Consider the following 13,826-nt stretch of genomic DNA (forward strand, 5'->3'; position numbering starts at 1 on the left):
AAATGACGAATTATGTCGTTCTTCTTCGTGGAATTAATGTCGGTGGAAAAAATAAAATACTTATGAAAGAGTTAAAATCTTGTTTAGAAGAAAGTGGATTTGGACAGGTAATAACTTATATCCAAAGTGGTAATATTATTGTTCAGTCTGCGCTGTCTCCTACAGAGATAAGCTCAAAAATCGAATCGCTCTTATCGATTCATTTTACTTTGGATTCTTCACTGATACGAACATTTGTAATTGACGAATTTACTTATAACGATATTATTGCTTCTGCCCCAAAAGAATTTGGTAAAGACAATGAAAGTTATCGTTATGATGTGATTTTTTTAATGGGGGTTACGTCCGAACAGGCTATGGCCGAAGTTGAAACGCGGGACGGAGTCGATACTTGTTGGTCAAGCTCACATGCATTATTTTTCAGACGTCCGGGACCCAAAAACCCAGATTATACAAAAAGTGCTCTATCTAAAATAATCAAAAAAGAGATTTATCAATCGATGACTATTCGTAATTGGAATACCGTAACTAAACTGCAAAATCTATTCGCATTACGCTCAAAAAACCCTTGACGTCTCTATGATATAATTTATCAAAAAGAAAAGAATGGTTATCGTTGGTTAAAACTCTTACACAAGAATTTCAAATCAAGAAAAAGGATACTGCTGCAGCTATGGGATCAGGAGGTTTAGAGGTATTATCCACGCCTTCAATGATTGCCTTTATGGAAAATACTGCTTATGAGCTATTCACTCCTCTCTCAAGTTCTGGGGAAACAACCGTTGGCATTGAAATCAATGTGAAGCACCTATCTCCATCAGCTGTTGGAAAAAGAGTCGAAGTCCGTGCAAAACTAGTAGAACAAAAGAAAAGTATTTTGTTTTTCCATATTGAAGCCTATGACGATGAAAAATTGATTGGCACAGCTGACCATAAACGTGCAGTTGTTACTATTGAAACATTTATGAAAAATATTGAGTAAATTCTCTATCCCAAAGTCACACTCCTTTGTTTGTGATATAATGAACATAAAAACAAAGAGGGGTTTTAATATGGCTCAATCAATTCTATCGATTTGTAATTATGAAACAAAAATCGCTCCCGGTGCTTATTTTCATTTAAAAACAGACTGGTTTGAAAGTGATCAAGAAATTAAAACAATTATTATCGATCAAGATCATGTCTTTTCTAAATTACTCTCTCTTTATCCAAAGGACTTTGTTATGTACTTAGAACAAGATCAACATGGTAGTCTCTATCGTACCAATTATCCTCTTTTCCGTCGTGAAGATAATGATTACTTTGAAGTTGATTGGAATAAGAAAACAAGATAATGCTTTACTAAAAGGCCTATAGTGTGAATTTTTACCATTCATGCTACAGGCTTTTTTTATAGACTAGGGGATTATAAGTTCAGCCATCAATGTCTAGCTCCCAAGTCCTGACCTAGTGAAAAAAAGATAAATTTGCCCCATTGCGCGCTTCGCTGCTCGCTAACGCATATCATTCGACTAACCCGCTGAAGCGTGAAGTCTCCTGACAATTCAGGGTCAAATTTCCTATTTTTTCATAGGCCAAGGCGGACTTGTCCGCTTTTCTTATTCGCTATTATGCTTTACATACTAGCCAAGTTAAGGTACAATTTTTCTACTAGGTTGTATAACAGACTAGTTGGAAGGAGTTTCTCATGAACAACAGCCAGTTACTAAAAGGAATTTTAGAAGGATGCGTATTACTCGTAGTTTCTGAAAAAGAAGTCTATGGATATGAAATGGTTCAAAAACTTAAACAATTGGGCTTTGAAAATATTGTCGGAGGCACCGTATATCCGATTTTACAAAAATTGGAGAAAAAAGAATATTTATCCAGTAGAATGAAACCTTCTTCCGAAGGCCCCGATCGAAAATATTATGCCATAACAGCATTAGGAAAAGAATACATGATCAACTTTACTAATCAATGGCAAGAATTGACAAATATCGTAAATAATATCATCACAAAACAAGGAGGAAATTCAAATGGACAACAATAATACGATTAACGACCTAATCAATCGTAATAATGAGCTAAGAAAACAATTAACAAAAAAAAATCTTGCTTATTATGAAAATGTTTTAATATATATTCGAACTGCAGGTCTATTCTACGATGGTTTAGAGATTGAGATGGTTTTAATGCAAATTTTACAAGATATTTTAGCTGCACAAGTTGCAGGAGAAACTGCGGAAGAATATCTTGGAAAAAAACCACAAAATGCAGCGAATGAAATCATAGAGAACCTAGGTAAAGGATGTTACAAAGAATCGCTCAAATTATTTGGTTTTGTTTTTGGTATTAGTTCTTTCTTTTCACTTATAAGTCAGATAAGCACAGCGAATAACCAAATCAATCTATTAACCTTACTTGTAAATGGTTTGTTAAGTTTTGTAATCGTGGTTACTTTATTTCATTTTATTCATAAGAGCATTTATACAAAATCATTTTCCCAAAACAAAATAAGGAAATATGGTCTTTTGTGGATTTTATCAGTTATCATTCTGTGTCTGTATACCTTTCTTCCAATTACCTTTCCAAATATATTAACGATTACAATGACTAATTCTGTTATGATTATGTTAAATAGTTTTATTATCTTTACTAGTCTTTTATATACCTTTTTCAGAAAGTCAGAAAAACTTCTTTTAAAAGCTTCCCTTCCTTTTATAATTATTTCTAATCTATTGGGAATTTTATCTAGAGTGGAAGCTACTCATTTTTTCATGGCTCAACAAAATGGCAAACTATTTGCTGCGCTGGCTACTATGGCAGGATTTATTTGGTTTTCATTCTACTCTTTTAAAGAATCAAAGAAAGAATAAATTCTTGTTATTTTTATTAAGGTATAGGAAAAAGCAGTTTATTTCCGTGCTACACTTATTACTTAAAATTGAAAAGCAAAGTGAGGGATTGATGAATGTTCAAAATTTTAGTAGTAGACGATAATCATCATACTCGGCAACTGATGCAAGCAGTATTAGAAGCGGAGAACTATACTGTTTTTACAGCAGAAAATGGAGAAGATGCGCTTGAAGTTATGGATTGTCAACACGTTGATCTTGTTCTCTTAGATATCATGATGCCCAAAATGGACGGTTATGAATTTACAAAAGAATTAAGAAATGCATACAATGAATTACCAATCTTGATGGTATCCGCAAAACAATTATCGGCAGATCGGAAACAAGGTTTTTTACTTGGTATCGATGATTATATGACGAAACCAGTTGATGAAGAAGAAATGATTTTGCGAATAAAAGCTTTGCTGCGCCGTGCAAAAATAGCTACTGAACGTCAAATCATTATCGGAACCATTGTTATCGATTATGATTCATTGAGCGTAAGTAAAAATAACGAAACTCAAGTTTTGCCGCAAAAAGAATTTCAGTTATTGTATAAGCTTCTTTCTTATCCCGGAAAAATTTTTACTCGTATTCAGTTAATGGATGAAATTTGGGGAGTAGATAGTAACACAGGCTGGGAAACAGTCACGGTCCATATTGGTCGATTACGAAAGCGTTTTGAAGATTGGCCCGAGTTTGAATTAGAATCAGTGAGAGGACTTGGCTATCGAGCGGTGAAAAAAATATGAGAAAAAGAAAATTATTGCCTCGAACAATTTTAACGATCGTTTTTGCAATTTTTGTATTCATCATACTGACGATAACCATGGCTATCGTCAGTATGATTATCTATTTACTTTTCCATACTGGTATTCTACGTGAGCATCTGATATCACCAAATGTTATTTCTTTAATATTGTTATTTGGTATTACAAGCATTGTCGTTGGAACAGTAGTTGCCACACTAATTAGCGGAATTCCAATAAAACCGGTGAACACGTTAATAAACGGCATGAATGAACTTGCGAATGGAAATTTCGATGTCAAAATCGATTTAGGAAAAATGAAACTACAAGAAGACTTATCCGATAGTTTTAATCAACTATCTGAAGAATTAAATAATACAGAAATGCTGCGTTCTGATTTTGTAAATAATTTTTCTCATGAATTTAAGACCCCTATTGTCTCCATTCGTGGATTTGCAAAGCTCCTCCAAAAGGAAAACTTGCCAGAGGAAAAGCAGCAAGAGTATTTAACCATTATTATTGATGAAATAAGTCGATTAGCCGATATGTCTACGAACATCCTTGATCTTACAAAAATAGAAAATCAATCTATTTTAACAAATATCACTTCCTTCAATCTTTCTGAGCAAATCAGAAAAGCTATTTTATTATTAGAAAATAAATGGTCTTTAAAAAATTTGACGATTGATGCTGATTTCACAGAATATCAAATTTATGCGAACGAAGATCTTCTCAAGCAAGTGTGGATTAATTTAATTGATAATGCCATTAAATTTTCTTATGACGAAGGAGAAATTAGTATTCTTATTAGTCAAAATGAGGATTGTACAAGGATTCAAGTTAAAAATAATGGTCCTGAAATCAGTGAAAGTGAACAAAAACGCATTTTTAACAAGTACTGGCAAAGTGATAGCTCTCGTTTTTCCGAAGGTTTTGGTATTGGTTTATCCATTGCTCAGCAAATTATAAAATTACATGAAGGTACCATTTCCATTGAAAGTTCACCAAAAGAAACAATCTTTTTTGTTAAATTGCCAACTACTCTAGTTAAATGAAAAAAATATAAAAAAGTATCGGACAGTAGATTTTTTAGCTGAACGATACTTTTTTATTATACTCTTTGTTTAGTTTCACTTTAGATTAGTTGGTTATACTCTTTTTATATTCGAAAGGAGTTCAGCAAATATGGTAAGAATTTTTAAGAATTTAACAAAAAAAGAAGTCCTCTTGGGTGCGATTAGCTTAATTTTTATCGTTATGCAAGTTTGGCTTGATTTAAAATTACCTGATTACATGAGCGAAATAACGATGCTCGTTCAAACGGAGACAGGTAATATGAGTGATATTTTATCTGCAGGCGGAATGATGTTGTTATGTGCGCTTGGAAGCTTGATTTCTTCTGTAGTCGTTGCTGTTTTAGCATCCAAAATATCTGCAAATTTTGGAGCTAATTTACGTGAGAAGCTTTTTGATAAGGTTCAATCTTTCTCGTTAGAAGAAATCAGCAGATTCTCAACGGCTAGCTTGATTACACGCTCAACAAATGACATTACACAAGTACAGACTTTGATTGTTATGGGATTGCAAGTCATGATAAAAGCTCCTATCCTCGCTGTTTGGGCAATCATAAAAATTTCAGGAAAAAGTTGGCAATGGACATTTTCTACTGGTGTCGCTGTAGCTTATTTATTAATCATTGTCAGCATTTGTATGGTTCTCGCTTTACCTAAATTTAAGAAGCTGCAAGTATTAAACGATAAAATGAATAACGTTACTCGCGAGAACCTGACGGGTCTATCAGTCGTTCGAGCATACAATGCGGAAGATTATCAAGAAAATAAATTCGACGTTGTTAATACTGAATTAACAAATACCCATTTATTTACAAGCCGTATTATGGCGTTCTTGATGCCAAATATCCAACTTGTAATGAGTGGACTATCCCTTTCTATTTATTGGATTGGAGCAATTTTAATTCAAAACGCAGATATGATGAATAAAATGACACTGTTTTCTGATATGGTTGTCTTCTCTTCTTATGCTATGCAAGTAGTGATGGCTTTCATGATGTTAATTATTATTTTTATAATGGTACCGCGCGCTTCTGTTTCGGCTAAAAGGATTTTAGAAGTCCTTGAAACGGAGCCAACTATTGTCGATGGGACAATTAATGAACCTCAAACATCAGCTATCGGAAATGTTGAATTTAAAAATGTGAGTTTCAAATATCCAGATGCGGAAGAATATGTCATTCGTAATGTTTCTTTCTCAGCTGATAAAGGTGAGACGGTTGCTTTTATTGGTTCAACTGGTTCTGGTAAAAGCACGCTCGTTAATTTAATTCCGCGTTTTTATGAAGCTTCAGAAGGTGAAATTCTTGTGAATGGCATTAATGTAAAGGATTATACGCAATATGCCCTTCATAATAAAATTGGTTATGTCGCTCAAAAAGCAACGCTATTTAGTGGTACAGTAAAATCAAATGTTGCATATGGTGAAAATGGTAAAGCTGGCTTCTTAGACACAGACATTGTAGAAGCAGTCTATACCGCTCAAGCTGCTGATTTTGTTGAAAACTTAGAAGACGGATATAATGGATATATTTCTCAAGGTGGTTCTAACTTATCCGGGGGACAAAAACAACGCTTGTCTATTGCACGTGCCATTGCTCGTCGACCTGAAGTGTTCATTTTTGATGATTCATTTTCAGCACTTGATTATAAAACGGATCGAAAACTTCGAGAAGCACTTCAAAAAGATTGTGCAGATGCGACAAAATTAATCGTTGCTCAACGAATCGGTACGATTAAAGATGCTGATCGAATTGTCGTTCTTGATAACGGCAAAGTTGTAGGAATTGGCACCCATGATGAATTGATGAATTCTTGTGAAGTTTACCGAGAAATTGCTTACTCACAACTTTCAAAGGAGGAACTTGCATAATGGCTCAAAACTTTCGTACAAATAAAAAAATACCTACAAAACCAACAAACTTTAAAGACACTTGGATAAAGTTACTGAACTATTGCCGGAACTATTGGGTCATTATTGGTGCAGCCCTTCTTGCTTCAGCATTCGGAACCATTCTAACTTTAATTGGACCCGATAAACTATCTGAGTTAACCGATTTGATTACATCAGGTATCGCCACTGGAATTGATATGGATGCTGTGACGAAAATTGGCTTAACCTTGGTGGCTTTCTACGGAGCAAGCACACTACTTTCCCTTGCCCAAGGGATTATTATGGCGACCATTACGCAAAGAATCTCCAATCAGTTGCGTGATGATATCTCCACAAAAATTAATCGGTTACCAATCTCGTTTTATGACCGGATTGCAAAAGGTGATATTTTATCTCGTGTTACAAATGATGTCGATACCATTGCACAATCGCTCAATAATAGTATTGGTACATTGGTGACCGCTGTTACCCTATTGATCGGTTCCTTATTTATAATGATAAAAACAAACTTGATTCTGACCCTTACTGCTATCATAGCCACTTTCATTGGATTTGGACTAATGATGGTCATTATGAAACAATCACAAAAATACTTTGTCCGCCAGCAAGCTGACTTAGGTGATATTAATGGTCATATTGAAGAAATTTATTCTGGTCATACAATTGTTAAAGCATATAATGGTGAAACTCGAGAAAAAGCAACGTTCGATCGAATCAATCAAAGTCTGCAAGACAGCGGGTTTAAAGCTCAAAGTCTATCTGGTCTTATGATGCCGCTAATGTCTTTTATTGGAAACTTTGGTTATGTAGCTGTCTGTATCGTAGGTGCTATGCTAGCAATCAATGGCTCCATTTCCTTTGGAGTAATTGTTGCTTTTATCATGTATGTTCGCTATTTTACCCAACCATTAAGCCAAATCGCACAAGCTGCCCAATCTTTACAGTCCACTGCAGCAGCGAGTGAGCGGGTCTTCCAAATGTTGGAAGCAAAAGAGATGGAAGACGAAAGTTATAAAACAGCTGGCTTAGAAAAAGCACGTGGTTTTGTAGAATTTAACCATGTTCAGTTCGGTTATGAAGGTACTGAGAAAACAATTATTCATGACTTCTCTGCCCAAGCAAAACCCGGACAAAAAATTGCCATCGTTGGACCTACTGGAGCTGGTAAGACGACCATCATTAATCTGTTAATGAGATTTCATGAGATCAACAGCGGTGAAATAAAAATTGATGGTATTTCTACACAAGAATTAACACGTCAAGATGTCCACAACCAATTTTGTATGGTATTACAAGACACCTGGATTTTTGAAGGTACCATTCGTGAAAATCTTATTTATTCAATGGATCATGTGTCAGACGATAAAATAATCGAAGCATGTAAGGCAGTCGGCATTCACCATTTTATCGCCACCATGCCAAAAGGATATGAGACAGTTCTAAATGACCAAGTCACACTTTCAGAAGGGCAAAAACAACAAATTACGATTGCCCGTGCAATGATAGCAGACAGACCTATGTTGATTCTCGATGAAGCAACCAGTTCAGTTGATACACGTACTGAGTTGAAAATACAAGAAGCTATGGATCAACTGATGGTTGGCCGTACTTCTTTTATTATCGCCCATCGTCTATCTACCATTAAAAATGCTGATTTGATTTTAGTCATGAAAGACGGCGATATCATCGAAAGCGGCACGCATGATGAATTACTTATTAAAGGTTCCTTCTATGCAGATTTGTATAATAGTCAGTTTGAAGCTGCATAAGCCGAATTCTTAATATCCTTGTCAATTTTCCTTCTTGATTGCTATACTTGCAATAAGAATAGTTGAAAGGAGATTTAAGATGGAAGATCTTTTTCACATAGAGCATAGTAAACTAACAGACAGTGAACAACAAATAGTCGATTTTTTCAATAAAAACCAGCAAGTTGTTCCCTTTTTATCTATTAGTGAAATTAGCCATGCAATCGGTATAAGTAATTCAACACTGACTCGCTTTTCTAAAAAGATTGGCTTTAAAAATTTCAAAGAGTTAAAGCTATCTTTCATTAGTAAGGGAGAAGTTACTCCTTCGACTAAGTTGCAAAGCGCCTTGTACCTAGAAAAAACAGAAGAATTTCCCAATGTGATGATTTATCGAGACATTCAGCAACTACTTGAAACGATTGAGCATTTGGACGTTCAATCCTTTCAAGCTGCTGCAAAAGCAATCATAGAAAAAAAGCGTATTTTTGTATTCAGTAAAGGAGCTTCAAAATCTCTTGGTCATTTGCTTTATTTTCGTCTGAAGCGATTTGGGATTCAGATTCAACATATTTCGTCTAGCGGATCTGAAATTTTTGAAACCTTGCACACTCTGAATGAGGATGATTTACTTGTTCTCTTCTTCTTCGGTAAAGCCCCGAGAGAAACAAATATCATATTCGACTTTGCGCAAAAAGAAAAGATTGATGCTATTTGTTTTTCGGACCAGTTATATAAGTCCCCTGCTCAAACAGGAACTTATAATTTCTATGTATCTCGCGGCTTACCCACTGAATATCACTCTTTAACCAGTGCGATTTCCTTTATTGATTCTTTAATTGTCGAAGTAAGCAGAATTGCGCCAAAAGAATATCACGAACAGCTACAAAAAATGCATTATTTGAAAGAAACTTACAAAAAAGATATTCCCCGTTGACAACGGGGAATATCTTTTTTTATAGACTAGGGGATTATAAATTCAGCCATCAATGTCTAGCTCCCAAGTCCTGACCTAATGAAAAAAAGATAAATTTGCCCCATTGCGCGCTTCGCTGCTCGCTAACGCATATCATTCGACTAACCCGCTGAAGCGTGAAGTCTCCTGACAATTCAGGGTCAAATTTCCTATTTTTTCATAGGCCAAGGCGGACTTGTCCGCTTTTCTTATTCAATTATCAATTGCACATCATAACTGCCGCCATGACTTTGTAGTTGTTTCAACGCTTTTTTCAACAAATTGGCGCCTTCTATCTTTTCTTTAATAGCTGGATCCACATATAATTGATAATTCCCTGCAAACAATTCTTGTCGAAATTCTTCAATTGTCGAAAATTCCTTTTCAAAATTATTGTATACAGATCCAAATTGCAGATATTGGTGGGTATCGCTCCCAGCCATTACTGGTTTTTGATATTGCTCAGCAATTTTTAAAATTCGATCAACATTTTCAGTTCCCATCAATCCGGTATCCTTACCATTTAAATCGAAGAAATCATAATATTGAATCAATTCATCTGATAATTCTAGGTTATGAACTCCTTTGCGATAGACATGGGCTGCTCCAAAAAGAACATCATATTTTTTGATTAGTGGAAATAATTCTTTTGCCGGTAAAAATTCGTCTACGGGACTAATTGAAAGAATTTCATTTCGCAATGCTGTAATCGTATTATAGTTGCCGATAACTAAATTATGTCCACCTTCCAGCATATCAATTTCTAAGCCAGGAAATACCCGAACTCCTTCCACCAAATATGTGTCTCCATCTTTTGGATATTGCTCATCGATGAATTGATAAATTTTTTCAAATTCCTGTGTATTAAAGTGCTCGGTTAAACAAAGTGCGTCAATTCCACGTTTTTTTGCTTCTTGGTAAATACTTCTTGTATATTGCTCTGAAAACGGTAAATATTTTGCTAGTTTCCCATGGGTATGTGTGTCGATTAACAATTAAACTACTCCTTTTTATTTAAAAATATATGTTAGAAATTGCAATAACCGCTATAAAGTAGCTAAATGAAACGAGTAAAAATGCGCCATCTAGTTTTTGAAACGATAAATTATTCAACTTCATTTTTCGAACCTTTTCATTTTCCAAAGCTTGATGAAATCCTTTGATTTCCAATGCTTCTACTGTTGTTCTACTTCTCTTAGCCATGTTCAACATTAATGGATAAAAAGCCTTCATCATTATTTTTATTTGGTAGACAATATTTTGCCATTTTCCTTTTATTCCATCCATGCTCGGCCTGATTCCTCTGATTTTATAAGAAAGTAAAATGGATTGATACTCTTCCATCAGAATCGGTAATATACGATATGCAAAAGAAATACTGAAAGAGAATTTTTCAGGTAAGCCAATTGCCATTAATCCATTTGCTAGTTTATCTGGATCCATGCCTGCAAATGCACAAATCGCTGCTAAAGATACAACTGCAATTTTAATAGTAAGTTTTAGTAATGGGTATAGACTCGACAGATCTCCACCAAATAACATTGTAAAGATTAGTAGAAGACCCGTTTGTGAGAATATCCCTATACAAAATACGAATAGAATAAGCGGTACAGTATTCGCCAATTTGGTGATGATTGCTACAAAAACAAATAACGCTGTTAGAATAACGACATCTGAAATAAACCAAGGAATCAGTCCAAATACGACATACCAGATAAATAACGTTCTAGGATCAAGACGTGCAATAATTGTGTCACTATTGCCATAAGCATTTTTTAGAACTTGATCCTTGATTGTTGCCACACTTATTTTTTCCAAAAATTTACTATTTTCCAATATTCATTCCCTCCATTTCCAGATTCTGAATGAATTCCCCTACACTATAACTGATTTCTTGATTTAAACATTTACTTAACTCTACAATATCAGGAACTTCAACTCCCGCTTGAGTTAATAACTCTTGATTACGGAAAATTTCTTCTCTCGTCCCGTCTCCGATTATCCTTCCATGATGCATAACAATCACGCGACTTGCCCATTCTGATACTAATTGCATATCATGGGTAGCAATCACAACTGTTTTGATCGAACTCGATAATTCTTGCAAGGTAGAGGTTATTCGTTTGCGTGTTGCCATATCAAGGCTCGCAGTTGGCTCGTCTAATAGTAGACAGATAGGCGAAAGAGATATGCCGATTGCTAGTGATGCTCGCCTCATTTGACCACCGCTTAACAAACGACCGTCTCGTTCGCGTATTTCCAACAAATCAAACTGCTCTAATAATTGTTCTGTTTTTTCACGATAGTTTTTCATCCCACGAGCTTTCAAAGAGAAAGCAATATCTTTTTCGATTGAATCTTCAATAAACATATTTTCTGCATTTTGATAAACGTAGCCGATTTTATCAGATATCTGTTCTGTTTTCATTTTAACTGTATCTTGGTTTTCTAATAGAATCTGGCCTTTTTTCGGCTTTAGCAGTCCAACTAATAATTTCATCAAGCTGGATTTACCTGCACCGTTATTCCCTATGATTGCAATCCGTTCTCCTTCGTGAATTGTCAGATTTAAATGATCAAGAACAACAAGTGGCTCTTGATCGATCCTAGAATATTCAAGAACAAGGTTTTCCATTTTAATCAAAACTTCTTGTTGTTTCGACTGCTGAAATTGTTGATATTCAACGACTGAGGGGATTGATTGAGTCGCAATGGTATTTTGCATAAAAGGGATTGCTTCTTTCATATTAATTGGCAGACGTTTCTGCTTACTATATCCTCGTTTGGTTAATTCATGTCCTAGTAAGGTAACTTGTGGAGGAAAGACACCTCCTTCTGTTAATTCTTCTACTTTTTGCAATGCTTCTTCAACCGGTAAAAACCAATTAATTTTTTGTTCTTTCATAAAAAGAACATGATTGCAGTATTTACCGATATATTCTGCATTGTGTTCTATCACGATAATTGTTTTATTTAACTCACGATTTAAATATGCTAGATTTTCATAGATTCTTTTTGCATGATAGGGATCCAACTGAGCAATCGGTTCATCCAACACAATAATATCCGGTGACATCACTAAGATTCCTGCCAAAGCAAGTAAATGTTTTTGGCCGCCAGATAACTGCCAAACATATTCATTCGCTAAATGCGCTAAATCGAATGTCGCTAAAACGTCCATGGTGATTTCGATGTAGTTTTCTTCCCCTTCGTTTAATAATCCATAGGACGCATCATCCAATACTCTTGGACGAAGGATTTGGTTCTCAAAATCTTGATAAACATAGCCAATCGTATGGGCTAATTTAGCAGGGCTTTGATCACGTATTTTCTTATCTTTAATAATGATATCTCCTGATAAGTCACCATCAATAAATTGTGGGATAATCCCATTTAATAGCTTACAAAAAGTTGATTTTCCCGCACCATTATCTCCGACTACAGCTACAAATGCTCCAGCAGGGATCGATACAGAAAGATTATCGAGAATATTTTTTTCTGTATCGGCATAGCTAAAACTAACATTTTTTAATTGAATCATTTTAGTTTAATTCCTTTTCCCTATTTATATTCATTTTTGCTTTCAAATGGCTGAAAAGAAAGAGAATAAATACAATACCTATTACTGCCGCTACCGCGATAGCAGCAGGGCTTTCTGCCCAAGTCGCTTCAAATTCAATACCATTAAATCCAATTGTCGATAGCAATTCAGCCGCTATAGCAGCGAGCAAAAGAAGTAAACCGATAAGAGCGAATTTACCATTCAATACTTCGCCCATAGATGGCCGTAATTGTGGCGTTCTTTTTTTGATTCCTAAAAGCGGTTCGATCTTTCCATATAAACGTGGTACTAAATACATCGTTGGTAACATACAAAATAAAATTCCTGAAAATAAAATGTCATTGATTACTGCAAAACCTTCTACAAAAAGGACAGATTCTGGAAGACCTGCCACTGCTTCAAATTCCTCTACAGCGAAAACAACCTTTAGAACATCTACTACTCCACCTAATGTTTGGTGAATGGCGATTCCAGTGATAGAGGCAATCGCAACTTGCTTTTTATTTAGCGGATCTTTCACCATCATACCTGCCACATAAATCCCTAATGAAAATAAAATGAACTTCTCAATCTCTCCAATACCACCGAACTGACCCAGCATAATTTCACTAAAGATAACTTCTCCAGTTGCTGCACCTACTGCAGCTGATAATGGATCGAATAGAATTGCTAATGTTAACGGGATAAATGCTAAATACTCTACTGAAAACTCGATTACCCCAAGGTTGATTGATGGAATTAATTCTGAGAAAAGTGTTGCTAAACCATATAGAGACATTGAAAGAACAAATACCATCATTTTTTTAGATTGACTAAGTTGATATACTTCTTTTGTTTTTGCCACGATAATTCCCTCCTTTTTAATATCTTCATCATACGGAATGAATGTTAATACTTGATTTATTTCTTGTGAAAATGATGTAAATTTTTCTTTTTGTTTTTTATGAAAATAAATTTTCACACATCCCCTTT

14 protein-coding genes are annotated in these 13,826 nt (G+C 35.0%); 10 read left to right on the top strand and 4 right to left on the bottom strand.

Going from position 1 to position 13,826, the window contains the following annotated elements; genetic code table 11:
* Positions 1 to 2 precede the first annotated feature (2 nt).
* The 10 genes from EJN90_RS00910 (at position 3) to EJN90_RS00955 (ending at position 9,274) form a co-directional block, all read left to right on the top strand.
* Complete coding sequence (locus tag EJN90_RS00910; protein WP_126108442.1) at positions 3 to 572, top strand: DUF1697 domain-containing protein; 570 nt, start codon at positions 3 to 5, stop codon at positions 570 to 572.
* Positions 573 to 616: 44 nt separating this feature from the next.
* Positions 617 to 982, top strand: a complete 366-nt coding sequence (locus EJN90_RS00915; protein WP_126108443.1) for a thioesterase family protein — start codon at positions 617 to 619, stop codon at positions 980 to 982.
* Between the two features lie 70 nt (positions 983 to 1,052).
* Positions 1,053 to 1,334: a hypothetical protein gene (locus EJN90_RS00920; protein WP_126108444.1), complete on the top strand. Its 282-nt coding sequence runs from the start codon at positions 1,053 to 1,055 to the stop codon at positions 1,332 to 1,334.
* 353 nt (positions 1,335 to 1,687) lie between these two features.
* The gene (locus EJN90_RS00925) at positions 1,688 to 2,032 is read left to right on the top strand and encodes a PadR family transcriptional regulator (protein WP_126108445.1); all 345 of its coding nucleotides are present in this window, start codon (positions 1,688 to 1,690) and stop codon (positions 2,030 to 2,032) included.
* Positions 2,019 to 2,858: a DUF1129 domain-containing protein gene (locus EJN90_RS00930; protein WP_126108446.1), complete on the top strand. Its 840-nt coding sequence runs from the start codon at positions 2,019 to 2,021 to the stop codon at positions 2,856 to 2,858. Before EJN90_RS00925 ends, EJN90_RS00930 begins: the two co-directional genes overlap by 14 nt.
* A 95-nt stretch (positions 2,859 to 2,953) precedes the next feature.
* The gene (locus EJN90_RS00935) at positions 2,954 to 3,628 is read left to right on the top strand and encodes a response regulator transcription factor (RefSeq protein WP_126108447.1); all 675 of its coding nucleotides are present in this window, start codon (positions 2,954 to 2,956) and stop codon (positions 3,626 to 3,628) included.
* Positions 3,625 to 4,680, top strand: coding sequence for a HAMP domain-containing sensor histidine kinase (locus tag EJN90_RS00940; RefSeq protein ID WP_126108448.1), 1,056 nt, complete (start codon positions 3,625 to 3,627; stop codon positions 4,678 to 4,680). Before EJN90_RS00935 ends, EJN90_RS00940 begins: the two co-directional genes overlap by 4 nt.
* A 130-nt stretch (positions 4,681 to 4,810) precedes the next feature.
* The gene (locus EJN90_RS00945) at positions 4,811 to 6,568 is read left to right on the top strand and encodes an ABC transporter ATP-binding protein (RefSeq protein ID WP_126108449.1); all 1,758 of its coding nucleotides are present in this window, start codon (positions 4,811 to 4,813) and stop codon (positions 6,566 to 6,568) included.
* Entirely contained in the window at positions 6,568 to 8,358 is a 1,791-nt protein-coding gene (locus EJN90_RS00950; protein WP_126108450.1) for an ABC transporter ATP-binding protein, read from the top strand. Before EJN90_RS00945 ends, EJN90_RS00950 begins: the two co-directional genes overlap by 1 nt.
* A 79-nt stretch (positions 8,359 to 8,437) precedes the next feature.
* On the top strand, positions 8,438 to 9,274 hold the full coding sequence (locus EJN90_RS00955) for a MurR/RpiR family transcriptional regulator (protein ID WP_126108451.1): 837 nt from the start codon (positions 8,438 to 8,440) through the stop codon (positions 9,272 to 9,274).
* A gap of 227 nt (positions 9,275 to 9,501) precedes the next feature.
* On the opposite strand, the gene EJN90_RS00960 is transcribed toward EJN90_RS00955, so the two are convergent.
* Genes EJN90_RS00960 through EJN90_RS00975 form a run of 4 tightly spaced genes read right to left on the bottom strand, consistent with a single transcriptional unit; the run spans position 9,502 to position 13,815 of the window.
* Positions 9,502 to 10,287 (bottom strand): PHP domain-containing protein, encoded by a 786-nt coding sequence (locus EJN90_RS00960; RefSeq protein ID WP_126108452.1) that lies wholly within the window; start codon positions 10,285 to 10,287, stop codon positions 9,502 to 9,504.
* A gap of 19 nt (positions 10,288 to 10,306) precedes the next feature.
* A complete protein-coding gene (locus EJN90_RS00965; RefSeq protein WP_164543958.1) occupies positions 10,307 to 11,128 on the bottom strand; it encodes an energy-coupling factor transporter transmembrane component T family protein in 822 nt (273 codons plus the stop codon).
* Positions 11,118 to 12,833: an ABC transporter ATP-binding protein gene (locus EJN90_RS00970; RefSeq protein WP_126108454.1), complete on the bottom strand. Its 1,716-nt coding sequence runs from the start codon at positions 12,831 to 12,833 to the stop codon at positions 11,118 to 11,120. The genes EJN90_RS00965 and EJN90_RS00970 overlap by 11 nt, the downstream gene beginning before the upstream one ends.
* A gap of 1 nt (position 12,834) precedes the next feature.
* Positions 12,835 to 13,815: a hypothetical protein gene (locus EJN90_RS00975; RefSeq protein WP_227872541.1), complete on the bottom strand. Its 981-nt coding sequence runs from the start codon at positions 13,813 to 13,815 to the stop codon at positions 12,835 to 12,837.
* Positions 13,816 to 13,826 lie beyond the last annotated feature (11 nt).

Origin of the sequence: Jeotgalibaca ciconiae (assembly GCF_003955755.1) — a bacterium.
Taxonomy (GTDB): domain Bacteria; phylum Bacillota; class Bacilli; order Lactobacillales; family Aerococcaceae; genus Jeotgalibaca; species Jeotgalibaca ciconiae.